The 24,364-nt window shown below is 45.1% G+C and carries 21 protein-coding genes and 1 pseudogene; 16 read left to right on the forward strand and 6 right to left on the reverse strand.

What is annotated here, in order from left to right; translation table 11 throughout:
* The first annotated feature begins 123 nt into the window (after positions 1-123).
* Positions 124-495, forward strand: a complete 372-nt coding sequence (locus tag KUL49_RS02875) for a glutathione S-transferase N-terminal domain-containing protein (RefSeq protein ID WP_131136256.1) — start codon at positions 124-126, stop codon at positions 493-495.
* A gap of 151 nt (positions 496-646) precedes the next feature.
* On the opposite strand, the gene rplT is transcribed toward KUL49_RS02875, so the two are convergent.
* The 4 genes from rplT to thrS all read right to left on the reverse strand — a co-directional run bounded on the left by rplT (position 647) and on the right by thrS (position 3,905).
* Positions 647-1,003 carry a 50S ribosomal protein L20 gene (gene rplT / locus KUL49_RS02880; RefSeq protein ID WP_012518092.1) on the reverse strand — a complete coding sequence of 119 codons (357 nt, stop codon included), beginning with the start codon at positions 1,001-1,003 and terminating at the stop codon, positions 647-649.
* A gap of 18 nt (positions 1,004-1,021) precedes the next feature.
* The gene (gene rpmI / locus KUL49_RS02885; protein WP_012518091.1) at positions 1,022-1,219 is read right to left on the reverse strand and encodes a 50S ribosomal protein L35; all 198 of its coding nucleotides are present in this window, start codon (positions 1,217-1,219) and stop codon (positions 1,022-1,024) included.
* Positions 1,220-1,337: 118 nt separating this feature from the next.
* A complete protein-coding gene (gene infC / locus KUL49_RS02890; RefSeq protein WP_071814473.1) occupies positions 1,338-1,877 on the reverse strand; it encodes a translation initiation factor IF-3 in 540 nt (179 codons plus the stop codon).
* Positions 1,878-1,988: 111 nt separating this feature from the next.
* The gene (gene thrS / locus KUL49_RS02895) at positions 1,989-3,905 is read right to left on the reverse strand and encodes a threonine--tRNA ligase (protein WP_014976220.1); all 1,917 of its coding nucleotides are present in this window, start codon (positions 3,903-3,905) and stop codon (positions 1,989-1,991) included.
* A gap of 436 nt (positions 3,906-4,341) precedes the next feature.
* Here thrS and KUL49_RS02900 point away from each other — a divergent pair, with 436 nt between their 5' ends.
* The 3 genes from KUL49_RS02900 (at position 4,342) to KUL49_RS02910 (ending at position 7,278) form a co-directional block, all read left to right on the forward strand.
* Positions 4,342-5,226, forward strand: a complete 885-nt coding sequence (locus tag KUL49_RS02900) for a fructosamine kinase family protein (protein ID WP_131136257.1) — start codon at positions 4,342-4,344, stop codon at positions 5,224-5,226.
* 124 nt (positions 5,227-5,350) lie between these two features.
* Positions 5,351-6,100, forward strand: a complete 750-nt coding sequence (locus tag KUL49_RS02905; protein ID WP_131136258.1) for a pteridine reductase — start codon at positions 5,351-5,353, stop codon at positions 6,098-6,100.
* Positions 6,097-7,278: a DUF3080 family protein gene (locus KUL49_RS02910; protein WP_131136259.1), complete on the forward strand. Its 1,182-nt coding sequence runs from the start codon at positions 6,097-6,099 to the stop codon at positions 7,276-7,278. Before KUL49_RS02905 ends, KUL49_RS02910 begins: the two co-directional genes overlap by 4 nt.
* 153 nt (positions 7,279-7,431) lie before the next feature.
* On the opposite strand, the gene KUL49_RS02915 is transcribed toward KUL49_RS02910, so the two are convergent.
* Both KUL49_RS02915 and KUL49_RS02920 read right to left on the reverse strand, forming a co-directional pair.
* Positions 7,432-8,682 carry a mechanosensitive ion channel family protein gene (locus KUL49_RS02915; protein ID WP_131136260.1) on the reverse strand — a complete coding sequence of 417 codons (1,251 nt, stop codon included), beginning with the start codon at positions 8,680-8,682 and terminating at the stop codon, positions 7,432-7,434.
* A gap of 47 nt (positions 8,683-8,729) precedes the next feature.
* Positions 8,730-9,356, reverse strand: coding sequence for a CPBP family intramembrane glutamic endopeptidase (locus KUL49_RS02920; RefSeq protein WP_014976215.1), 627 nt, complete (start codon positions 9,354-9,356; stop codon positions 8,730-8,732).
* Positions 9,357-9,782: 426 nt separating this feature from the next.
* On the opposite strand from KUL49_RS02920, the gene KUL49_RS02925 reads away from it, so the two are divergent.
* The 12 genes and pseudogenes from KUL49_RS02925 to KUL49_RS02975 all read left to right on the forward strand — a co-directional run bounded on the left by KUL49_RS02925 (position 9,783) and on the right by KUL49_RS02975 (position 24,287).
* A complete protein-coding gene (locus KUL49_RS02925) occupies positions 9,783-10,361 on the forward strand; it encodes a MurR/RpiR family transcriptional regulator (RefSeq protein WP_242633709.1) in 579 nt (192 codons plus the stop codon).
* Between the two features lie 128 nt (positions 10,362-10,489).
* The gene (locus KUL49_RS21040; RefSeq protein ID WP_258312620.1) at positions 10,490-10,615 is read left to right on the forward strand and encodes a hypothetical protein; all 126 of its coding nucleotides are present in this window, start codon (positions 10,490-10,492) and stop codon (positions 10,613-10,615) included.
* Positions 10,616-10,815: 200 nt separating this feature from the next.
* Entirely contained in the window at positions 10,816-11,379 is a 564-nt protein-coding gene (locus KUL49_RS02930; RefSeq protein WP_131136261.1) for a DUF924 family protein, read from the forward strand.
* Between the two features lie 183 nt (positions 11,380-11,562).
* Positions 11,563-12,837: an amidase gene (locus KUL49_RS02935; protein ID WP_131136262.1), complete on the forward strand. Its 1,275-nt coding sequence runs from the start codon at positions 11,563-11,565 to the stop codon at positions 12,835-12,837.
* Between the two features lie 160 nt (positions 12,838-12,997).
* Positions 12,998-14,574 (forward strand): annotated as a pseudogene (locus tag KUL49_RS02940) (gamma-glutamyltransferase family protein).
* A gap of 72 nt (positions 14,575-14,646) precedes the next feature.
* Positions 14,647-15,465 carry a sulfite exporter TauE/SafE family protein gene (locus KUL49_RS02945; protein WP_014949089.1) on the forward strand — a complete coding sequence of 273 codons (819 nt, stop codon included), beginning with the start codon at positions 14,647-14,649 and terminating at the stop codon, positions 15,463-15,465.
* Between the two features lie 10 nt (positions 15,466-15,475).
* Positions 15,476-16,744, forward strand: a complete 1,269-nt coding sequence (locus KUL49_RS02950; RefSeq protein WP_131136263.1) for an alanine--glyoxylate aminotransferase family protein — start codon at positions 15,476-15,478, stop codon at positions 16,742-16,744.
* Positions 16,737-17,981, forward strand: a complete 1,245-nt coding sequence (locus tag KUL49_RS02955) for an allantoate amidohydrolase (RefSeq protein ID WP_014978988.1) — start codon at positions 16,737-16,739, stop codon at positions 17,979-17,981. The genes KUL49_RS02950 and KUL49_RS02955 overlap by 8 nt, the downstream gene beginning before the upstream one ends.
* A 36-nt stretch (positions 17,982-18,017) precedes the next feature.
* Entirely contained in the window at positions 18,018-18,383 is a 366-nt protein-coding gene (locus KUL49_RS02960) for an AraC family ligand binding domain-containing protein (protein WP_014976207.1), read from the forward strand.
* Positions 18,384-18,599: 216 nt separating this feature from the next.
* The gene (locus tag KUL49_RS02965; RefSeq protein WP_131136264.1) at positions 18,600-20,078 is read left to right on the forward strand and encodes an adenosine deaminase; all 1,479 of its coding nucleotides are present in this window, start codon (positions 18,600-18,602) and stop codon (positions 20,076-20,078) included.
* 2 nt (positions 20,079-20,080) lie between these two features.
* Positions 20,081-21,658 (forward strand): uracil-xanthine permease family protein, encoded by a 1,578-nt coding sequence (locus tag KUL49_RS02970; protein WP_131136265.1) that lies wholly within the window; start codon positions 20,081-20,083, stop codon positions 21,656-21,658.
* Between the two features lie 241 nt (positions 21,659-21,899).
* Positions 21,900-24,287, forward strand: coding sequence for a TonB-dependent siderophore receptor (locus tag KUL49_RS02975; RefSeq protein ID WP_131136266.1), 2,388 nt, complete (start codon positions 21,900-21,902; stop codon positions 24,285-24,287).
* Positions 24,288-24,364 lie beyond the last annotated feature (77 nt).

Raw genomic sequence — 24,364 nt, forward strand, 5'->3', positions numbered from 1 at the left:
GTGATTTACTTTATTGCTATGCCCTTGCACTTGCCGCTTAATCGCAATTTCTTCCATATAAGATCTTATATAGAATTTTTGCTATACTGCGCCGCTTTATATCTAACCTAAAAAGACACAAAATTGCGCTTATTTATTTCTCTAATTCGCAACGCACTTGGCGGTGTTATCGCCTTGCTTGATTTAATTACTCGTGGCAGAAAACTTAAGCGATTGCCACGAGAGCAACAGCAAGTCGAAAAAGCCGTACAAGAATTAACACTTTATCAATTTTTTGCTTGCCCTTTTTGTATTAAAGCACGCCGCGCTATATACAAAATGAATTTGCCTATTAGTAAACGCAACGTATCGAACGGGTTCCCGTATCGTGATGAATTGGCGCAAGGCGGTGGAAAAGTGCAAGCCCCTTGCCTACGCATACAAACCCCTGAAAAAGATATTTGGTTGTACGAGTCGCCGGAAATTAGTAAATATTTGCAGCAACGCTTTCAGTAAGTTGTTTATATTCGCCGACTGAAGGAATACAAGATTAGCGACAAGGTAAATTTGCTTTAAAGAGAGTGTTTTATCTAAACCCCAAAAACGAAAAAAGGCGAGCATCCTGCTCGCCTTTTTCCGAAAGAACTTAAACTTAATTAGTTAATAATTAAGCTAATGCGCCTTTAGCCGCTTCGACTAGTGCGCTGAAAGCTGCTTTGTCATGTACTGCGATGTCGGCAAGGATCTTACGATCGATTTCAACAGACGCTTTCTTCAAACCGTTAATGAAACGGCTGTATGACATACCATTTTGACGAGCAGCAGCGTTAATACGTGCAATCCATAGTTGACGGAATTGACGCTTGCGCTGACGACGGTCACGGTAAGCATATTGACCAGCTTTAGTTACAGCTTGTACCGCTACGCGATATACACGTGAACGTGCGCCGTAATAACCTTTTGCCTGCTTGAGGACTTTTTTGTGACGAGCACGTGCGATAGTGCCGCGTTTTACTCTAGCCATTAATCAGTCTCCTAAGTCTTATACGTAAGGCAACATGCGCTGAACCAATTTGGTATCAGAGTCATGAACCAGTTTTTTGCCACGAAGGTGACGTTTACGTTTAGAGCTCTTCTTAGTCAGAATGTGACGTAAGTGAGACTGTTTGCTTTTAAAGCGGCCAGAACCCGTTTTCTTAAAACGTTTGGCGGCACCGCTTACAGTTTTCATTTTAGGCATTGCTAAAACTCCGCATTGTTTAATATCGGCATTTTTCGTGTTGCAGTCACTTCATACCGGTTAATGTTTAGCAGCAAGGTGTTTAAGGGTGCAGATTCCTTAAAACTTTAGACCATTACTACTTCTTATTTGGGGCTAGCACCATGATCATCTGACGGCCTTCCACACGGCGTGGGAAAGACTCGCATGTAGCGATATCTTCTAAATCGGTTTTAACGCGGTTTAGTAGATCGATACCGATGTCTTGGTGCGCCATTTCACGACCGCGGAAGCGGATCGTAACTTTGGCTTTATCACCACCTTCAAGAAAGCGACGCAGGTTGCGCAGTTTGACCTGGTAATCGCCTTCATCAGTGCCAGGGCGAAATTTAATCTCCTTGACCTGAATTTGCTTCTGTTTTTTCTTCTGCTCTTTTTGAGCTTTACTTTTTTCGAAGAGGAATTTGCCATAGTCCATAACTTTACAGACTGGCGGCTCGGCATTCGGACTGATTTCTACTAGATCTAGGCCCGCTTCTTCTGCGTTACGAGTAGCTTCTGCTAGAGAAACCACACCAACCTGTTCACCGTCTTTGCCAATTAATCTTACTTCTCTGGCTTTAATCTCATCGTTAATGCGGGCTTTGTCGCCCTGAGCCTTGTTGTTAGCGCCTTTAATGTGCTATTCCTCCAAACATTTAATTCTTTTGTCTGCTTTTGGGAGGTCGGTTGACCCAAAGTAAAACCAAAAGCAGACACCTTAATTGTGCATTATACACAATTTACTCAACTACTTAATCGTCTTTTCAACAACTTCTTGTTGAGCCATGGCAATAAAGTCTTCCAGGCGCATTTTGCCTAGGTCGTCACCGCGACGAGAGCGTACTGCTACTTCGCCCGCTTCCATTTCTTTATCGCCCACAACTAGCATATACGGAATACGCTTCAAAGTGTGCTCGCGGATTTTAAAGCCGATCTTCTCATTTCGCAAGTCAGACTTTGCTCTAAAACCTAATTCTTGCAGTTTTTTTACACAATCTGAGGCATATTCAGCTTGTTTGTCGGTAATATTCATTACCACAACCTGCTGAGGTGCCAACCAGAGTGGGAAGAAACCTGCAAATTCTTCGGTCAAAATTCCAATGAAGCGTTCTAGTGAACCTAAAATAGCGCGGTGAATCATAACCGGCACTTTGCGTTCGCCATCTTCTGCTACATAAGTAGAGCCCAAGCGACCTGGCATTGAGAAATCTAGCTGTACGGTTCCGCACTGCCATGCACGGTCTAAGCAATCGTGCAGTGTAAACTCAATTTTCGGCCCGTAGAACGCACCTTCTCCAGGCTGATAATCGAACTCGATGTCATTGGCTTTAAGTGCATCTGCAAGCGCAGCTTCTGATTTGTCCCAAATCTCGTCAGCACCTACGCGCTTTTCTGGGCGAGTAGACAACTTAACTTTGATGTTTTCGAAACCAAACGCAGCGTATGTCTCGTACACCATCTTAATACAGCCACTCACCTCTTCTAAGATCTGTTCTTCAGTACAGAAAATGTGAGCATCGTCTTGCGTAAAGCCACGAACACGCATTAGACCGTGTAGTGCGCCCGATGGTTCGTTACGGTGACAGCAGCCAAACTCAGCCATACGAAGAGGCAGGTCGCGGTACGATTTCAAACCTTGGTTGAAAATCTGTACGTGGCCTGGGCAGTTCATTGGCTTAACGGCATATTCACGCTTTTCAGATTCAGTCGTAAACATGTTTTCAGCGTACTTGTCCCAGTGACCTGATTTTTCCCAAAGCGAGCGGTCCATCATTAATGGGCCTTTAACTTCGTCATAATCGTATTCACGAAGCTTCTTACGCACGTAGCTTTCTAGCTCGGTGTAAATTGACCAACCGTCGTTGTGCCAAAACACCATACCCGGCGCTTCTTCTTGCCAATGGAAAAGGTTAAGTGCTTTACCAATTTTACGGTGGTCGCGCTTTTCAGCTTCTTCTAAGCGCTGTAGGTAAGATTTAAGCTGCTTCTTATCTGCCCACGCAGTACCGTAAATACGCTGAAGCATTTTGTTGTCGCTATCGCCACGCCAGTAAGCACCTGCCACTTTCATCAGTTTGAAGTGATGGCAGAACTTCATGTTTGGCACGTGAGGGCCACGACACATATCTGTGTATTCTTCGTGGTGATACAGTGCTGGGCGGTCGTCCTTGCTGATGTTCTCATCAAGAATTTCCATTTTGTAGCTTTCACCGCGCGCTTCAAATGCATCGCGTGCTTCTTGCCAGCTCACTTTGTTCTTAACCACGTCGTAATTAGTTTTAGCCAGTTCAAGCATACGCTTTTCTAGTTTGGCTAAATCTTCCTGGGTTAGGCTTTCTTCCATATCAACATCGTAATAGAAACCGTTGTCGATAACTGGGCCGATAGCCATTTTGGTGTTAGGCCAAAGTTGTTTGATAGCGTGACCTAACAAGTGCGCGCAACTGTGACGAAGAATTTCTAAACCTTCATCGTCTTTTGCAGTAATAATTTGAAGTTGTGCGTCCGCGTCAATCATATCAACGGCGTCAACTAACTCACCGTTTACTTTTCCTGCAATGGTTGCTTTGGCTAAACCAGGGCCAATATCATTTGCAACATCTAGTACAGAAACAGCGTTATCGAAAGCGCGTTGGCTTCCATCAGGAAGGGTAATTACAGGCATTTTAATTCCTTTACAGTGGTGACGCCTACTCTGCGCCACATGCATATTTTTGAAAATTTAATCGTGCTTTATAGCACTCGAAACTTGCTTTATTTGAAGCAGCATAAAAATACAGCGCATTGGTACTGCAAAACTGCATACACGTCGAACTTACTGAGTTTTCTCAGTATTAAAGCAAGTTGTGGATTATAACCAGTGTAGGGGCAACTTCAATATCGAAAAGCCTTTATTGGCTAATTTGTGAAGGTTTGATTTCGTTTAGGAAGATTTTGAGTAGGAATTTATGCATTTCACCGTTTTTATCCCATACTTTAGTGTAAGGCGATAAAGGTTGCTGGATTGGCTCTTCGCTGGTGTTCTAGTGTGTCATAGGAAAGTAGTCACTCAACACTCCAATCGCCTTGAAAAAAGCATTAAAACAAGCAGAGCGTGCAATATGTGGCATTTTATCAGCGAGCATATTTCAGATGAAACCCAGCAGTTTTTTAGCTGCCAAAAAGCCGAACGAATAAGTGGCGGAGATACACACGAAAGTTACATCATAAAAGATACGACCCATCGCTACTTTGTTAAAACCCGCAAATATGATGATACTCAGCAATTATCTCATGAAGCCGAAGGACTAGCGGCCATCGCTAACACGCAAACCATTGCTACCCCGCGAGTCATTTGCCATGGAATTACAGCCAATGAAACGCCCAATATGGAATATTTGGTACTTTCTCACGTTCGATTTATTGAACCTACTGAAAATGACTATTTCATTTTAGGGCAGCAACTCGCTGCACTTCATGCGGTTAACGCCTACACCAGCTATGGATGGCCGCATGACAATTACATTGGTGCCAGTGTACAAACCAATGGAAGAATGGCGTCTTGGGCTGACTTTTTTGCAGAAAAACGGATTGGTAGCATGCTAGAACGCTTGGCATCAATTGGTACATGGAAAAGCGGAGATGGCAATATAGACGATATTGTTACTCGAGTAAGACATCTCTTGAGCTTACATCAACCCCACCCTTCACTACTTCATGGCGATTTGTGGGCGGGCAATGCAGGCTTTAATAAAAAAGGACCGGTGTTATTTGACCCCGCTGTGTATGTTGGCGATGCGGAAACCGACCTTGCCATGGCCGAATTGTTTGGTGGCTTTCCCCAATCATTCTTTGAGGGTTACCATCAACACACCCCAATTGAAAAAAATTACCGATTAAGAAAACCAATTTACCAGCTTTACCATATTTTAAATCACGGGTTATTATTCGGCGCGCATTACATTACGCAAGCCAAACAAATAATAGATGACATTTACAAGCGTTGATGTAACAAACAAATTCGCTTGCATTTGTTTGTTACATCAGCCGTTTTACCTGCGGATTAAGAAAGAAAGCACCGCAAACTGTAAATAGATATAAGTCGATTTAAAATAGAGAGTAGCTTTTATTATGACAAACTCAGGCCCTGTAGCACTCATTACCGGGGCAGCAAAGCGAATTGGCGCCGCCATGGCGTGTCAGCTTCATAGCGAAGGCTATCGCGTTATTATCCATTATGGGCATTCTAAAGACGAGGCACTTGCACTGGCTGAAAAGCTAAATAGTCAGCGGGAGGACTCTGCTACCTGTCTTCAAGCCAACCTTTGTAATTCAGACGAAGTAAGTGCACTTGGGCAGCGAGCATTAGGCATTTGGGGTCAGATAAACGTTTTAGTAAATAATGCTTCTAGTTTTTACCCCACTCCGGTGGGCGAAATTTCAGAAGACGACTGGGTATCTCTGATAGGCAGTAACGTGAAGGGGCCATTGTTTTTGTCACAAACATTGGCACCCGCATTAGCGGTAAGTAAAGGCTGCATTATCAATATGGTCGACATGCATATCGACCGCCCACTCCCCAAACACAGTGTTTACCTCATTGCTAAATCCGGTCTTGCCTCATTAACCCAATCGTTAGCTATAGACTTAGCCCCCAACGTTCGCGTAAATGGTATTGCGCCAGGGGCAATTTTGTGGCCAGAACGGGAAATGGACGAGGACGAAAAAGACAAACTGATATCGAGTATTCCACTGGGTGAACTAGGTACACCAAATGACATTGCTAAAACATTGTCGTTCTTGGCATCAGCCCCTTACATCACTGGACAAATCATTTATGTCGATGGCGGGCGCGGACTTCATACTGGTGCCTCCGCGTGAATATTTCCCTAGTAAAACCATGGCACCCAAAAGTTTCGCAACTAAGAAACGCTTGCCGCGCTGGTGTCATCAGCGTTTCCATGTTTGCTTTGCTAGGCTGTTTTGGCGGAAGTACCGTAAAGCAGAGCATTGACGATTACGCCGCACGACTCTCGCGTGTACTCGATACGCCCCTCCCCGATTCGTTTAACGATAAGATTACTACCCCGCTTCCCAAACTTGCAGACTCTGCCACGCTTAAACACGCTATTGAGGGCGTGAATATAAACCTGCGTGAGTTTTATGCGCTGCAAGATTGTGAGTTAGGCACAGTGGTTGCCGAACGCAATACGTCGCTAGGAAAAAGTCAGCTGCCATCACAGCGGCTTGTTTATGAGAGCAATCTGCTTAATGTACTCAAAAGCTGTGAAGCAGCGCTCGCGAAAGAAAACGAGTCTAACCAGAGAAACGCGGCACTGGCAGCAACCATCGCATCGTGGCGTGAACAAAAGACACAAGACTACAGTAAAACGTGGGCAAACCTAGTCCAAGGGAGCCAAGAGTTGCGTCTGGCGCTTAACACACCTGAACGTCTTTTCTCAGTTGAAAATAATAAAGACGCACTTTCTAGCGTAAACGCGCTTTATTACATCAACAGCTTAAGTAACAAAGAATTGCTCTTGAGCGATATGTATTCTTCCAATACAGCATCGAGCGATACAGAAACAGAGGCTACGAATGAAAATAATAGTGAGCGTATTATTGAGAGCAGCGAGCTTGAACAACAGTTAAAAATTATACGCTCAGCCAGGTTACCCGCTACACTTTGGCATACACAACAAACCTTAACGCAAAACCTCTCATTGCTTACGAACATGCTTGAAACCGAGCTTGATGCTGTAAGCTGCCCAGAAGGCCGCGCCAGCGACAAAGCAAAAATATTGCGTAATGTATTCTATCTTTTCTTTATTGAGGAAATACAACCTGTTGGAAGTTTGGTAAATCAATACCATTACAAACTAGCGCCATTATGGGAAGACTGGCTTGCGCAGCCGTCGCTGCACGAGGAATTCAAACGCTACATCAGGCAACAGTCACAAGACGGATTCAACCAATACAGCAGCGCCATGAAAGCGCATGTCAACTTATGGCAAGGATTCCTTGGTAGATGTAATCTATCGCCCGTCGCGCCAGTTTAATAGCGCGACGAGCAAATCCACCAGCCCAGCTTTTGCTTAACAACTCCTCACCTCTGGCTAGCTATGCTGCAGCACGTTCAATATGTTCGGTTCCCTTCTAGATTTGAAAAGAGGGCAAATGACACATTCCAATAATCCTTCACATAACAAATGTTAAAGAATATTTTCTCCTGCTTCCGGATCTCTCGAATTCCGAGCCTGCTCTCGTATCTCATGGGCTTCGGAAGACACATCATCATTAATTTTCGATTCCTGTGGGCGCGTATTTCCAGCCCCTTTAGCACTTGACCTTTCGTTTCGATTTTCTGTGGCTCCACTATTCTTTTCGCTATCCAAGCTTTTTACGTTCTTTTGGCCTGTTGTTATTTCACTTAACTCATTTGCTTCATTTTCAGAAGGGCGAGCGCTTGAAGCGTCTTTCTCGGAAGCCTGGTAAATATGCATACCCTCAGGGAAAATGCGCTCTCTCGCATCATCAGGCATACTGATATTCGCCTCTAAGAAGGCCTGAGTGATTTTACGCATCAGCACCGATGCCATTTTTAGTACACTCGTTTTCTCTACATCCACCCAAAAATAAACCTTGATGTTGTAGGTCGAGGGGCCTAGTTCGTCGATAAGAATTTGCGGTTCAGGGTCGATTAACACGTTGTCTTGTGCTGACGTAATTTCTTGCGCCATCTGCTGTGCGTGTTGTATATCAGCATCGTAACCCACACCAATAACAAACTGCCCACGCATTAGCGGGTTGGCCGTAAGGTTTTTGATTACCCCTTTGTAAATAGTCGCGTTAGGTATTTGAATATGGTTGCCGTCAAAATCCACCAGCGTGGTCGCACGTGCCGTTACTTTCTGAATGATGCCGGTGAAATCGTTGATTTGTACGATATCCCCTATTCTAAAAGGGCGTTGAATAGTAAGCAGTAGGCTTGAAATAAAGTTCTCGGCGATGTCGCGAAAGGCGAAACCAAGAATAAGCCCTACCACACCTGTACCACTCACCACCGCGATTGCAAAACCAGTGAGCCCAGCTAAGAACAAAAATAGATAAATACCGAGTAAAATTAAGACTAAACTGACACTTCTTTGAATGACTGAGCGCAGCAGTGGAGATGTGGTCGTACGGGTTAACGGTTTAACTAAAACCTTGGCAATATATGGCGCTAAAAGGATAAACGCCGCCATGATAACTAAGCCTAGCGCCAACCCCGGTAATCGATAAACAAAGTTCTCCCAAAGCTGAGAGAGTAGCGACTGTGCACTTGATAAACTGCTTATTGCGCCACCTTCGTCACTTTGTTGAAGCAAAGTTTGTATGAAAGGTTCGCTGTCGGTTTGTGGGAAAGAAAGCCCCGCTCGCTTATTTAAAATAGAGAGTTGTAATATTTGTTGCGCACTGAACATCACCTCACTCCTTGGCGTTCATGTGTTTCGATTTTTAATACAAATAACTACGACGCGATAACTAAATAAGATCCCAGCCCGATGGTAAATAAAAAACTGCCCCATATAGCGTGTTCTATAACCACCACGGGCGTCGAGTTAGTTTGCATATACCTATAACCGAAAATGCCACCGCCAATCCAAGAAATGACTACAGCAATCCAGTTACCGTACACTAAGTGGGCTAAACCAAATAAAAAAGTACTTAAGGCCCACCTTGCATATTTCGAAGGCAGTATTCGCTTGTAACGGTGGAAAAAGTACGTTCGAAAAATGATCTCTTGCGGGATGACCGACACTAACGGATAAATCAATAATGTAGCTACCCACATCCATGGCTGGTTCATAGGCCAATGTAGGAACAATTCCGGTTTAAAAAAGTAAACTACCAGCGCCAGTAAGCTCGCCCAAGGCAAAAATAACCTTAGCGTACTTTTTAAATGCGTTCGATAGTCTTCCCAATGCCACAATTTAATGCGTTTAAATTGCTTATCTGCTAACAAGATAGCTAAGCAACAAAGTCCCATAACACCTAAAATAGGCATGAGATAATTTGCAAAATGCTTTATCCAGTAGAGAACGGCAAAGGGAATCACCACAAAGAGCAAGATCAATTCAGACCACAGCTTTGCCACAACTCACCTCTTTCTCTCGATCATGCTAGGTTCGCTAATCGATTCCCCAAACGTCTTTACTAACTAGAATCGATGCTAAACCAACAAGATAATTACCAACCGATGACACTTTTGTGAATTTTTACGGTTTATGTCTATGAAAGTGTAGTGCCAATTTGCAAAGCATGAGTGATCAATTAAGTGCTACTTTAGCCTTATTCTTTAATGCGCATTCGTAACTCTTTATATAGATAAGATTTTTTAAGAGCAGTGGAAACTTGTAAGCGTTTTTTAGTAATGAGCAACAACGCTTATTATAGTGATCTACTTCAATAATCGGCTTCGAAAAACCTATTTTAAAGTACGTGAACGCGTTGAACTCTGGTAGTGTTTGTATATCGCACAAAAGTCGTGAAATAATTGCACAAGATGTATAAGGCGATACCAATGACAAAAAATAGCCCTAGCGACGTTTTACAGCAAATTGAAAACCACTATGCCTCTTTGTCCCCTTCGGGCAAGGCTATTGCGCATTATATTCAGCAGAATCCTATCGCAGTATTAAGTCAATCTACGTCTTTAATTGCAGAAAAAACGGGGACGTCAAAGGCCACAGTCAGTCGCTTCTTTCGCCAGCTGGGTTTTGACTCGCATCAGCAAGCTAAAGAGGCGCTTGTTCAACTACGTGAGCAAGGCGTGCCTGTTGTAAGCCCTTCAAGTGGCGTACTTCAGCATGAGAATGATAGTAAGAATTTGGCCAATACATTTGAAAGCACTTCCTCAGAGGCGTTGACAGATATTGCTAAATTGCTGGCATCAGCAGGCCAGGTCACCTTGATTGGTTTTAGAAACGCCTACCCCATTGCACTTCATTTTAGGCAGCAGCTCAAACAAATTCGTGCGTCGGTCCGTGTGCTTCCCCAGCCCGGTCAAACACTTAGTGAAGATATTATCGACCTAACCGAAAATGATCTTGTCGTACTTTTGGTTTTCGTCGTAGAACCCGACAATTCAAATTTGTTTTAAATAGCATTAAACACTGTAAAACCGTATTAATTACCGATCCAACGGGCCAAGGATATCGTCACGATGTCGACCACCTGCTCATTACCCACATTGGCAGTGACTCGCCTTTTGATAGTTACGCGGCTCCAATGAGTCTGGTTGCATCACTGTGTAACCTCACCTACGAATTATTAGGAAGCCAGGCCGCAGACCGCGTCGACGCTATTACTGACATCTACATTCAAATGGATGAGCTAGAAAGTCCAAAGCGTTAATCCTTCCCACAGAACACTTTTTAAGCAATACTATAAAGAGAGCAGATAGCAGAGAATTGTTATTTTGCAAGCGTAAAGGGAACTAAAGCGCTTAAAAATGGGTATAAGTATTAATTCACAACGCTTATTTTGGGTTTTAATGCATAAAAACGTACCTATTAATTTAATTTCACTGCTAAAAGCGTGTGGTTGGAGTTGATATGGATAAAACGCAAGTAGTCATGGAAGAAGCTAACGGTGTGCTAGACTTTTGGTTTGGAGAACTCTCCCCAGAGCAATGGTTTAAGGAAGATGCAGCACTAGATAAAACGATCACTTCGCGATTTTCAAAATTGCGTGCAGCAGCCATAAAGGGCGAGTTGTGGCCTTGGCGAGCGACGGCTACCGGTCGTCTTGCCGAAATAATTCTTCTCGATCAATTCTCGCGAAATATTCATCGCAATGACAAAGATGCATTCAGTGCAGACAGCATTGCTTTGGTTCTTGCGCAAGAAGCGGTCAGTGTTGAAGCCGATAAGGTACTTACACCGCAGCAGCGCGCGTTTCTGTATATGCCGTTTATGCATAGTGAATCACTCGCAATCCACGACGTCGCATTGGAACTATTTTCACAAGAAGGCCTTGAAAGAGAATTCACCTTTGAAAAGCGCCATCAACAGATAATTGAAATGTTTGGCCGCTACCCCCACCGCAACCGAGCTTTAGGGCGCGAGTCGACACCAGAAGAAATTGCATTCCTAAAGCAAAACCCTCAAGGCTTTTAGCAACTTATTTAGTGTTCTTTAACGATTTACTCAGCGCTTTACCAATTATGTAACTCACAGAAAATAATGTACGTACTAAAATGCCCAGTGAAGTAACGTTCGTTTCTCTTGACTTTTTAATGAAACAGTTGTTTCATTAATCTAAAGACGAATAAAGAAACAATAACGAATAAGTAACGCGCTGTGAGCTCTCCTTTTGTACTGAAGCCCTGTGATGTCAAGTTCACACAGGCAATTAAAAACCTAGAAATCGCATTCAGTCTTGACGGTAGTGTTAAAGATGACGCATTTTCGGCGTCAGGAAAAGCGCTGAATCAGGCAAAAAGTCAAAGTAAATTGCCGCTTAGCGGATTAGGTCTGGCAGTAAAAGATTTGTTTCACATTGAAGGATTGCCAACCGCAGCAGGAAATCCTGATTGGTTAGCCACACACGCGATTCCGAAAAACACAAATCGTTGCGTAGCAAAGATGCTTCAAGCGGGTGCCGCGTTCAAAGGCAAAACCATCACTGATGAACTTGCCTACAGTTTACACGGGCAGAATAAGCACCACGAAACACTGGTAAATCCAGTGGCACCAGCTCATATACCTGGTGGTTCTTCGTCAGGTTCAGCGGTGGCCGTTAGCGCGCACCTTGCCGACATAGGGCTTGGCACCGACACCGGCGGCTCTATTCGCGTACCGTCTAGCTATCAAGGGTTATGGGGGCTTCGCACCACGCACGGCGTTGTGGCCTGCGACAATATGGTGGCACTTGCCCCGTCGTTTGATACCGTGGGCTGGATGACACGCGACCTAAACACGCTGACTAAAGTTGCCAATGTCTGCATAGATAGCGCAACACAAAGTGAAATATCAGGTTCGCCTCGATTTGGCATAGCAGCGCATTTATTTGAGCAGGCCGCTCACAAATCGCTGTGCAAAACATGGCTTGCAGCGCTGGCTGATAACAACGACTGTATTGTATTGTCAGAGACACAGCTAGATTTAAAAACCTTACAAACTGCCGCTACCTTTCGTACCTTACAGGGCAATGAAATATGGCAGCAACACGGCGAATGGATTGAATACACTCAACCCGATATCGCCAAAGATATAATGTTGCGCTTGAATTGGTGTAAAACCATAACAACGCAAGAAGTAGAGCAAGCTAAAGCGCAACAATCTGTGGTAATCAATCATTTAAACACGCTGTTTGAAGAAATAGATGTATTGATTATTCCCACGACACCCGGTGTAGCACCTCGATGTGATGCCGATGAAACAACGCTGGCAAATGATAGAAACGCTCTGCTCGCACTCACGGCGATAGCTGGGCTTGCGGGATTACCCCAACTTCATTTGCCGTTGTTTACCCTACACAACGCCCCATGCGGATTATCGCTAGTGGGCAAAAAAGGCAACGATCTTGCACTTCTCGCGTTAGCAAAAAACGCTAACCACTCGCTAAACGTGTAAAGCGCGCCTGTTTTTTTAAGTTGCACTTAAAAAAAACATTAGCGCCCTATCGCATTCAAGTTGAAACTAGAAAGCGGAAGTAAGACCTAAGCGCCCGTCATTTTGCCTGATTTGGGCTTAACCTGACTGCGCGGTTGCCGAGTTTTTGAAGGAATTAAAAATGAGTGAAAAACCAAATATAGCGTTTACTGCCCCTCACTTTGCGGCATCGCAAGTGGGCTTAAACATATTAGAAAAAGGCGGCACCGCTATTGAAGCTATGGTAGCTGCTGCAGCATCTATCGCGGTTGAATACCCGCACATGAATGGCATGGGTGGTGATGGATTTTGGCTAATCAGTGAACCTGGTAAAAAGCCGATTGGTATTGATGCATCTGGCGTAGCAGCAAAGGGCGCGACACCTTCTTTCTACGAGGGTAGCGATGCCATACCGAGTCGAGGCGGAAAGTCAGCATTAACCATGGCAGGCGCAGTTGCTGGTTGGCAAGCCGCGCTTGAATTAAGTCACAAATGGCAAAGCGGTTTACCGTTAAGTACATTGTTCGATACGGCGATCAGTCAAGCTAACTGGGGGATTGAAGTTACCCAAAGCTTGGTGGATGCCAGCAACAAAACCTTTGACGAGCTAAGTGCGGATGAAAATTTCGCTCAGTTTTTGATTAAGGGGAAAGCCCTTAAAAAGGTAAAATTTTAAAGCTAACAAAGCTCTCTGAAACTTTGAAGCATTTAGCAGAAAAAGGGTTAGATGATTTTTATCACGGTGAGTTAGCTTCACAGCTGGCTGAAGACTTAGAAGCCGCCGGCTCCCCTATTCGTCTTGAAGATTTTAACAATTACAAAGCGACAATTGTTGAGCCATTGTCAGTGTCCACCAGCAAAGGCAAGCTTTATAACTTGCCGGCGCCCACACAAGGTGTGGCGTCGCTCATTATTTTAGCCTTGTACGACAAAGTTCAGCATTTAGGCAGCACCGATGCTGATATGGTGCATTTACTTATTGAATGCACGAAACAAGCTTTCATTGCGCGTAACGCGAACGTAACCGACCCATCTCGTACGCCTGTTAGTCTTCAAAGCCTGTTAAGTGACGATGTGCTTGATGAAATGGTGAAGAACATCTCATTAGATAAAGCACTTCCTTGGCCCCATGAAGCCAAGCACGGCGATACTATTTGGATGGGTTGCTGCGATTCTGAAGGCCGAATGGTGAGCTACATACAGTCACTTTACTGGGAGTTCGGCTCGGGCGTAGTGAGCCCGCAAACAGGCATTGTTTGGAACAACCGTGGCACTTCGTTTTCACTCGACCCAAACAGTAACCAATATTTGACCCCAGGCTTGAAACCATTTCACACACTTAACCCCGCTTTCGCTGAGCTTGTTGACGGTCGACGCATGAGCTACGGCACCATGGGTGGTGAAGGTCAGCCTCAAACCCAAGCGGCGCTGTTTGCTCGTCATGTGTACCACGGCCAACCTATCGCCAAAGCTATTTCCCTAGGCCGTTGGTTACTTGGTAGAACCTGGGGCGATCAGAGTCACAACTTAAAAGCAGAGCGTGACTTAGTTGAGTATGTGGGGGAAAGCTTACTGGCACGGGGCCACGATATGGTGACGGTAGATCCTTGCAACGAACTCATGGGTCATGCTGGTGCAATCATTCGCGACACAGAAGGTACGGTTAGCGGCGCAAGCGACCCAAGAAGTGACGGCAAAGCCTACTTTGGACATCGCTAGTTTATTCTTAGTGGCTAAGACGCAACACTGACAAATAGTTAAACCAACAAACGTTAAAGAGAAAGAAATCACATGCAGTTTTTAATGGATAACCTAACGGTTATATTATCGCTTGCGGGAACAGGCGTTTTCGCAGGCATATTAGCAGGTATGCTTGGCGTAGGTGGCGGTATTGTCATCGTGCCGGTACTGTTCTTCTTGTTCCAAGCCCTTGGTGTGTCCCCTGAGAGCGCTATGGTTATAGCCACGGCAACGTCTCTGGCAACCATCGTTCCTACTTCAGTAAGCTCTATTCGTGCTCATCACAGTAAAGGCAATGTAGACTTTGCATTGCTAAAAGCGTGGGCAGTATTCATTCTAATTGGCGTGCTTGCCGGAAGCTATGCGGTGACGGCTGTTAACCCGACGTTCCTTACCTTACTGTTTGGCATTATTGCAACCTTGTCTGCCATTAATATGCTCATTGGCAAGAAAGACGCGCTATTTAAAGGGCTACCGGGCCGCGCGGGTCAGTCGATTATGGCAACCTGCATTGGGCTATTCAGTTCTATGGTAGGCATTGGTGGCGGTACGTTAACCGTGCCGACTCTCACATTTTGTAACTACCCAGCACACAAAGCGGTGGGTACCGCTGCTGCAGTCGGTTTAATTATTTCGCTTCCAGCGGCGCTCACGCTGCTATTTGTTGGTACCACTCCTGTTGATGCGCCCTTCGCTACGTACGGATATGTAAACTTGCTGGGGTTTGTCTGCATTGTTCCGCTTACCGTGTTATTTGCGCCTGTCGGTGCAAGCATAGCCAATAAGCTAGACGCTGGCTTACTTAAGAAAATCTTCGCCGTTGTTCTCATCATCACTGGCTTGCGCATGCTAGCGCAAGTGCTTATCTAGGAGTGCCCACATGTCTAAAGAAGCTTCTAACAGAACGTTTGCTCCACTATCGCCGCCGCCTCGCTTGCTAATGGGCCCGGGCCCAATTAACTGCTATCCCCGTGTGTTAAGCGCCATGTCTACCCAGTTAGTAGGTCAATATGACCCTGTAATGACTGGCTACATGAACGAGGTGATGCAACTTTACCGCGATGTTTTCAATACGAAAAACCAGCAAACCTTCTTGGTTGACGGTACGTCGCGCGCTGGAATTGAAGCTGTATTGGTATCGGCAATTGAGCCAGGCGATAAAGTCCTCGTACCTATCTTCGGGCGTTTTGGGCATTTGCTTGCTGAAATTGCAGAGCGCGCCGACGCTGAAGTTCACACCATTGAAGTGCCGTGGGGCGAAGTGTTTACGCCTGAACAGATTGAAAAGGCGATAAAAGACGTAAAACCAAAACTGCTTGCCATTGTTCAAGGGGATACGTCCACCACCATGCTGCAACCGCTTGCAGAAATTGGCGCGATTTGTGAAGCAAACGATGTGTTGTTTTACTGCGATGCAACAGCGTCAGTAGGTGGGAACCCGCTAGACGTTGATGCATGGAAATTAGATGCGGTGTCAGTTGGCCTGCAAAAGTGCTTAGGAGGCCCATCAGGCAGTGCTCCTATTACACTAAGCGACAAGTTTGTTAAAAACGTGCGTACCCGTCACCACGTTGAAGCCGGCATTCGCGATGCTCACCATGAAGCCGCGCGTGGCCCTAAAATTCGTTCTAACTACTTCGACTTGCCCATGATCATGGATTATTGGGGCGAGGAGCGACTAAATCACCACACCGAAGCGGCCAGTATGCTCTATTGCGCCCGTGAATGCGCGCGCCTGCATTTAGAAGAAGGCCAGGAGAACGTGATTGCTCGTCACAAAGTAGCGGGCGACGCGATGCTAGCCGGTATTCAGGCCATGGGACTTGAGCCCTTCGGCGATCTGAAACACAAAATGTACAACGTTGTAGGTGTTCATATTCCCGAGAGTGTTCATGGCGAAGAGGTACGCGAAACCTTACTTCTGCGTTTTAACATTGAAATAGGCACTAGTTTTGGTCCGCTAAAAGGAAAAATTTGGCGCATTGGCACTATGGGCTATAACGCCAGAGAAGATGCCGTGTTACATACCCTCCAGTCCCTTGAAACTGTGCTTCGTATGCAAGGGTTTGCGCTACCTGCTGGTAAAGGTGTAGATGCTGCGCTTAGCGTTTATGCTAAGGCTAAAGCGGCGGGAGTCACCAATGGGTGAATTCGCAGAATTTGCTGAATTGGCTACGCAAGTCATGGCAAGGTGCGAAACATTAGGCACCTTAAGCCAGGACCCAGCCTGTTTAGACCGGCGCTATTTGACCGAACAACACAAGCTTGCAAATCAACTAGCCTCAGGGTGGATGATTGAAGCCGGAATGACCACCTGGCAAGACGCCGTTGGTAATATATGGGGGCGCTATACATCAAGCGTGCCCAACGCACCGCGATTAATTCTAGGTAGCCACCTCGACACTGTGCCTAACGGCGGAAAGTACGACGGCATGCTCGGCGTGGTCGCCGCTATTTCACTGGTCGCTATGTTTGACGGCACGCAAACCAAGTTCCCTTTTCATATCGATATTGTGGGTTTTTGTGATGAAGAAGGCACGCGATTTGGCACCACCCTTTTAGGAAGCCGCGCGCTCACCGGTAAGTGGCAAGAGCAATGGCGTCATTTAAAAGATGAAAATGGCGTGAACTTAGAGCAAGCCATGGCAAACTTCGGCCTTAATTTCGACGCAGTAAACAGTGCCGCTATTTCCCGTACCGACATTTTGGGCTACATAGAGCTTCACATTGAACAAGGCCCTGTTTTAGAGCAAGAAAATCTGCCTGTTGGCGTTGTCAGTGCTATTGCAGGTGCAAAACGTTTTAATTTTTCAGTAGAAGGCATGGCGGGTCACGCTGGCACTGTGCCGATGTCTATGCGACGAGATGCGCTGTGCGCAAGTGCAGAGATGCTATTGGCTGTCGAGAGCATTAGCTTGCAGCGTCCGGGCGTTGTGGCCACGGTAGGTAAAATTGAAAATGCGCCAAACGGCGTTAACGTCATTTCTGGTCGCACACGTTTTTCTCTCGATATCAGAAGCGAAGATGATGAATTGCGAGATTCTGTCTTGGCAGAAATATTGCAAAAGTTTGATGCCATTGCGCATGCAAGACAAATAACGCTAACACAGGAGCAAACCCACAGCGCGCCCGCGGTACATTGCGATAGCCAGCTGAAAGAAGCACTCGTTCGGGGGGTAGAAGAAAGCGGGATTAAGCCAAGAGTCCTTGCCTCGGGTGCAGGTCATGACGCTATGGCCATTGCAGATATTTGCCCTGTGGCCATGTTGTTCACACGTTGTAAGGGCGGAATAAGTCACCACCCTGCAGAATCTATTACCATTGATGACGTGGCCGCAAGTTTGTCAGTACTTTATAAAACCATTAGCAAGCTCAAGCATACGTAGTGGTCAAATCAGTAAAGTTTCAATGAAGGGTTAATAATGAAAATAACAAGGATTTACAACGATGAAGCAGGCAAAAGTCATTTTGGCGAAGTGGAGATTGCGCTAAAAGACGGCGGTCCCATCGGCATGCTTTCAGAAAAATTTGGAGCCGATAAGATCATTTTTCGCGAAACGCCTGCAGATTATGATTTTAAGTGGCATCCAGCGCCGGCGCGACAACTCCTTTTCATAATTAAAGGGCGTGCTGAATTTACGGTGTCTAACGGTGAACGCCACGTGTTTGGAGCAGGTGACGTACTATTGCTAGAAGACACAGAAGGCGAAGGCCATTGTTCCCGCGCAATGTACAATGAAGTACGCCACTCAATTTTTGTGACGTTAGATGAAGGCGTAGTCCTATAAAACGACCGTTCGCACTGCTCTGAAAAAATGCGCTAATTTAGCGCATTTTTTTGTTTAGGCACCAAAATGGGGCTTACGAATTGCCTAATTATTTGTTCCTGACCCAAATCTACATAAAAAACACTTTAAAACAACAACTTAAAAACACATCACCAAGCAGACCAACTGGTCAATATCTTGCAACCATAGAGCAACTATTGCTAAGAAAAATTGCTCATGTCATTTGTTGTACGAACCCTGTTCATTTTGTCTTTATCCTTTGTTGGTCTTTATTCCGCCGCAAGCCCCTTTCCTACTGAAGAAGACGCAAACAGTTGGTTTAAGCAATATACTCAGTCATTGACCGATTCACAGACCTATCAACTACTTAAACAGTTTCCAAAAGGCGGTGACTTGCACCATCACTTATCAGGCTCGGCGTACGGCAAATGGTGGTATGAGCTAGCAACTAATCAAGCACTAAACGGCGGCTATCAGTACTTCACTAAGATAAATCATAGCGAGTGTGACTCGGCGCCGTTGTTTCATACTATTTCTAACACTACCCACTCTAAACTAACGAAATGTAAGCAAAAGCAATATAAAGCGCTGAATGCCCTAAGTAACAAAGAACAAGAAGCGTTTATCCATAGTGTTGAACTTGATAAGCCAGAAGAAGGTCGAGAGGAGTTTTTTGAGTTTCACTGGCAGCGTTTAAGCGAGCTTACTCAAAACCCCTATATTACAGCGCAGGTTCTGCTTAGAAACATGCAGCTGTATCAACAAGAAAATGTGCGCTATTTAGAAACGCAAATGAACGTTAGGTTTATGAATCGCGCAGATGGGAACCGCTTTCCCCCTGCTGAAGCGCTCAAAGTTATTACAGACATGCTCGATAGCGAACCAGCGAAAGCTACTGGTGTCACCGTTCGTTTTCAATATGCCTTGGTTCGTTTTACTGACAACATTGAAGCTCAACTAGACTGGATCTTCAAATTCGTAGACGCCAATAGAAAATGGTATGTAGGGATAAATTTGGTTGGCAGGGAGGACGATCCCCGAGGTCAACCCACGCGCTTTTTAGCGCCCATAACGAGACTTAGAGCTCAATATCCAGCCATTCGCCTCTCCTTTCATGCAGGTGAATCTGAGCATGCAGATACCAATATTCGCGACACCTTATTGTTAGGCGCAGAGCGAATAGGCCATGGCATTAATCTGCTAAAAGATCCTTCAACGTATTTGCTCATGCGCCATAACCGCTATTTGATTGAAACCAATTTAATTTCAAACCTAAAGTTAGAATACATCGATGATTTGAGCGCTCATCCCTTTCCTCAACTTTTAAGAACCGGTGTACCCACTGCACTTTCAACCGACGACCGAGGGATGTGGGATGCCACACTCACAGATGAATATTACCTGGCGTTTACCCAGTTCAATCTAAGCTGGAGTGAGCTAGTTATATTAAGTCAATACAGTATCAAGTACAGCTTTTTACAAGACGAGAAAAAAGAGCAACTACTTACTGAGCTAAACCGAGATCTAACACAGTTTTTAGCCTTAATAGCGGAAAACGCTAACCAAATACCTTCTGCAAACAGCAAAGTACAACCTCTTAACAGCAACGTGGAACGCTACAGTGATTTCATCTGCGAGTTTGCCGCCTCGGTCTGCACCAATGAAGGAAATAACAAGGAAATAACAAGGAAATAACCATGTCTTCAAATCACAGCGAACTACTTTACGATTTACATGATAGTCCGGCATTTCTTCCTTCACTTACCGCGGCATTTCAGCATTTACTTGCAAGCTTTGTCGGTGTCATTACCCCGACTCTTATTGTTACATCAACACTGGGCCTTACTGAATACACGCCTTATCTTATCAGTATGGCCTTGTTTGTAAGCGGCTTAGGCACGGCAATTCAAACAAAGCGTATAGGCCCGGTAGGCAGTGGATTGGTAGCCATCCAAGGTACCAGTTTTGCGTTTATTAGCGCGTTGATACTGGCAGGAAATCAGGTCAAGGCGGATGGAGGAACACCCGAAGATGTCTTGTCTTTGTTGTTTGGATTAACTATGGCGGGTGCCATGGTCGAAGTGGTGTTTAGTCTATTTGTACATAAACTCAAACGTATCATTACACCATTAACTACAGGAATTGTGATAACCGCTATTGGGCTAAGCTTGATAAACGTAGGCATGACTGATCTTGCGGGCGGCTTTCACGCTGCTGACTTCGCCAGCACAGAAAACTTAGCCGTTGGACTTGGCGTGTTGCTCATCATTGTTTTCTTGAACGCCTCAACAAATCATTGGCTGCGTTTAAGCGCCATCTTTATTGGTATGGCAATTGGCGCAACCTATGTTGGCATTACAAAAGGATTAGATTTCAGCGGCCTTGCTACGCTTTCTGTAGTAGCGATCCCCACCCCTTTTGCCTTTGGCATTGCATTTGATATCACTCTCTTTTTACCTATCGCGCTCATCTATTTGTTTAGTGCAATAGAAACGGCCGGCGACTTAACCGCAAATAGCCTTTTCTGTAAGCAGCCTGTGAGCGGTCCGATTTATCTTGCAAGAGTGAAAGGCGGGATTTTGGGCGACGGCGTTAATTCGTTACTTGCTGGCATGTTCAACACCTTTCCAAATACTACATTTGGCCAGAATAACGGGGTTATCCAATTAACCGGCATCGCCAGCCGTAAGGTCGGCTTTTTTGTTGCAGCGCTATTCGTTGTTATTGGGTTCTTCCCCATTGTAGGTGGTGTGCTGCAGGCTATTCCCAAGCCAGTTCTTGGTGGTGCTACTCTGGTTATGTTTGCCATGGTGGCCGTGGGTGGCTTAAAGCTATTAGCCAGCTACGCACTTGATAGGCGCAGTAGTTTGGTGACAGCGTGTGCGCTAGGTATGGCGATTGGTGTAATGATGGTACCAGAAGCCCTTTCTGAATTGCCTTCATGGCTTGAAAATATCTTACTTTCCCCAGTAACCTCGGCCGGCCTTACCGCCGTCATCCTTGATTTAACCTTACCTGGAAAAAAGCCCCTTGCTTCCCCACACGCTAGTGCACAAAAAATTGAAAGCAGCACTAGCGTTGCTCTGGACAACCCTGCTTACGAGCCTATTCACAACCCAAAGCCAGAAGGTAACCGTAGGGCGCCGAAAGCACTCAATGAAAAAGCCGTTGTAAACCATGAGGTTGTTAAGCACTCAGCTCACTCGACACACATTTTAAGTATAGACGGACAACCGGGCGTAACCTCTGCTCTTTTTAGTGCAAAAGCTCGCTAAAAATCACCTTATAAGTGCATGCATTTATGCGATTGAGTTTATTTACATAAAAATAACAATATAAGAACAACATTATATATTTTTATCCCTATAATTCAGCAACTTAAGAGAAGGTTAAAAGTTGACCAACTGGACAAGTAGTTGGCACTCATCCTGCTAACTCTCTTGCCAATAACAAAACGCATATAAAAATGCGTGAAAAGAGCCCTAAAAAGGGGCAACTAAAAATAACGAGGAAACCATGAAAAACACTACATTCAATTTATCTCCTCTAGCAAAAGCTTTTGCAATGACTACTGCGGTCGCGCTATCGTCGCAAGCTTTTGCTCAAGAAGAGACAGAGGTAAAAGAAAAAGACGTTGAAAAAATCCAGGTAACAGGATCCCTTGGGAGCCTTCCTGGTCAAGACGTTGAGTCAGTTTTTGGCTTTGGCAAATCTATTCTCGAAACGCCTCGCTCAGCGTCCACGATTTCTCAAGAGCAAATGGAGCGCTTCAACGTTTCAGACATTGATGAACTCGTCGCGTTCGCACCAGGTACATTCACACAGTCGTTCTTCGGTGTTGCGGGCTCACTAGATGTGCGCGGCACACCTGGGGAAGTGTATTTTCGAGGTGTACGCCGTTTAGATAACCCCGGAAACTACCCTACACCCATTGGTGCGTCGAGCAGTGTTGATATTGTACGTGGCCCAGCTTCGCCAATTTACGGCCCAGCTAAAATCGGTGGCTACTTAAACTTTAACCCGAAATCAGCGAAAGTAGGCAGAGGACAGTATTTAGACAGCCCAACGGGACAGTTTTCTTACACCACTGGCTCTTGGGATAAGAATGTTCTCACTGCCGAAGTAGGAGGACCAGGCAAACTTGCAGGAAAGGAGCTTGGTTACTATATCTACGCTGAACAAGAAAACTCAGACTCTTATTACCGCAACAGCGAAACTGACCAAACTGTGCTCCAAGCCGCTTTCGATATGGACTTGACTGAAAACCTAAGTGTTGAGTTTGGCGGTATGTATCACAAGTACGATGGTAACCAAAATGCAGGATGGAACCGTGTTACGCAAGATTTGATCGACAACGGCACCTATATTACCGGAAACGCTAAGCCACTTGATGCGGACGGCGACGGAAGCATTAGTCATTTTGAATATTTTGCAGCAAACCTGTTTGTAGAAGTAGATCCACTGACTGAAGATGGTTCAAGTTTCAGCGATGATATGGCCTTGGTAGATGTAGCCACCGCACAACTTGGCCGCGATCAAACGCTCATTGCTGCCGATGACGTTTTGGAAAATGAAGTAACCACGCTTTATTTTGATATGATTTACTACGCGGATGAATGGGAAATCAAAAACCAGTTTTTCTATGAAAGTTATGAAAACTTGAACGAAAATGCTTACGGCTTCTCACAATTTCATGATGCTTATGTAATAGAAGATAAAGTTATTTTTGCAACTGAATACGAAAGCGACAGTCTATTCGCACAATTTCAGTTCTCCCCATCAATTCGATACACAGATTTTGAAAGCGGCGATGATTTCATAAACGAATTTTTTGACCGCCGTGACTTAACAGGTCCTTCAACGGCGTTAGATAGACGCCTTCTCGCAACTAGAGCTGGATTTGGTTACTCAAATTATGACGTGGGCAACTATCTGAACCTAGGTGTTGCAGCTATGACAGACCTAACTTGGGAAAATGGTTGGAATGTCGTACTAGGATTGCGTTATGACTCAGTAGACGTAGAGAGTACAACACCAGGTGGAATTACTCTATTTGGTGGCGACGAAGATGTAACAGCTGAGGACAAAGAAGATGGCATTTCATGGAATGCTAGCGTTTCATATAAGACAGACTTTGGCTTAATTCCTTATATTACTGTAGCAGAGCAAGCTACGATTGTTGCAGGTCAAGGAGCAAATATAGACGTTGAAAATATTCCTGGCGGATTCTTCGATACGTCGGAGCTTTTCGAGTACGGTGTCAAAGGCTCATTTTTGGATGACAGCTTATACGTTGCGTTATCTATTTACGAACAAGAACGTACTGACATCAACGCTCAATCAACTGTAACAAACAACACTACCCTGAATGAAGGCACAGAGTTTGAGCTTCGTTGGGTAGTAAATGAACAACTTGTATTAACAGCAGTTTACACCAACATTGAAGTTACTAATTTGACAGTACTTGACGGTGGTGGTTTCCAGTTTGGTTTCTTTGGTGCTGAAGACTTTGCAAATATCGACGATCCTTCAATCTTCTTTGGGGGCACGCCAAACGGTAATACGGCATATGGCAACCTTTCTGCCATCAAAGCGGGTATTCCAGAAAACACCTATGGCTTAACTGCAACTTATGACTTCTTAAACGGGTATGCTGCAAGTGTTAGTGTCGTGAATGCTGATGAAGTATCTTCTGGTTTCTCGGGTTCAGTGACTCTACCTTCGTACACGCTAGTGAATGCAGGTGTATCTTACCAAGCCGAAGATTGGAGTGTTAATCTAACCGTTAAAAACTTAACTGACGAAGATTATTTCCGCTCGAACTTCCCTGATCTATTTGGTAGTCAAATTGTATTACCTGAACTTCCGCGTCACTGGAATGCTAAATTTACTTACTCATTCTAAGTTCGCATAGTCTTTGAGCGTGGTCGTGCTTCATGTGTAGATTGAACGTTCGACACACGCTCTCAGGCCTGTAAGTT

Source organism: Alteromonas sp. KUL17, assembly GCF_006538305.1.
In the GTDB taxonomy this organism is placed as follows: Bacteria; Pseudomonadota; Gammaproteobacteria; order Enterobacterales; family Alteromonadaceae; genus Alteromonas; species Alteromonas macleodii.

Coding starts and splice junctions, on each gene's coding strand:
- KUL49_RS21040 (WP_258312620.1), top strand. CDS start 10,490: ATGAGTCTGGTTGCATCACTGTGTAACCTCACCTACGAATTATTAGGA.
- KUL49_RS02905 (WP_131136258.1), top strand. CDS start 5,351: ATGACAAACTCAGGCCCTGTAGCACTCATTACCGGGGCAGCAAAGCGA.
- KUL49_RS02965 (WP_131136264.1), top strand. CDS start 18,600: ATGTCATTTGTTGTACGAACCCTGTTCATTTTGTCTTTATCCTTTGTT.
- KUL49_RS02975 (WP_131136266.1), top strand. CDS start 21,900: ATGAAAAACACTACATTCAATTTATCTCCTCTAGCAAAAGCTTTTGCA.
- KUL49_RS02960 (WP_014976207.1), top strand. CDS start 18,018: ATGAAAATAACAAGGATTTACAACGATGAAGCAGGCAAAAGTCATTTT.
- KUL49_RS02925 (WP_242633709.1), top strand. CDS start 9,783: ATGACAAAAAATAGCCCTAGCGACGTTTTACAGCAAATTGAAAACCAC.
- rplT (WP_012518092.1), bottom strand. CDS start 1,003: ATGGCTAGAGTAAAACGCGGCACTATCGCACGTGCTCGTCACAAAAAA.
- KUL49_RS02945 (WP_014949089.1), top strand. CDS start 14,647: ATGCAGTTTTTAATGGATAACCTAACGGTTATATTATCGCTTGCGGGA.
- thrS (WP_014976220.1), bottom strand. CDS start 3,905: ATGCCTGTAATTACCCTTCCTGATGGAAGCCAACGCGCTTTCGATAAC.
- KUL49_RS02900 (WP_131136257.1), top strand. CDS start 4,342: ATGTGGCATTTTATCAGCGAGCATATTTCAGATGAAACCCAGCAGTTT.
- KUL49_RS02950 (WP_131136263.1), top strand. CDS start 15,476: ATGTCTAAAGAAGCTTCTAACAGAACGTTTGCTCCACTATCGCCGCCG.
- KUL49_RS02955 (WP_014978988.1), top strand. CDS start 16,737: ATGGGTGAATTCGCAGAATTTGCTGAATTGGCTACGCAAGTCATGGCA.
- KUL49_RS02915 (WP_131136260.1), bottom strand. CDS start 8,682: ATGTTCAGTGCGCAACAAATATTACAACTCTCTATTTTAAATAAGCGA.
- KUL49_RS02930 (WP_131136261.1), top strand. CDS start 10,816: ATGGATAAAACGCAAGTAGTCATGGAAGAAGCTAACGGTGTGCTAGAC.
- KUL49_RS02970 (WP_131136265.1), top strand. CDS start 20,081: ATGTCTTCAAATCACAGCGAACTACTTTACGATTTACATGATAGTCCG.
- rpmI (WP_012518091.1), bottom strand. CDS start 1,219: ATGCCTAAAATGAAAACTGTAAGCGGTGCCGCCAAACGTTTTAAGAAA.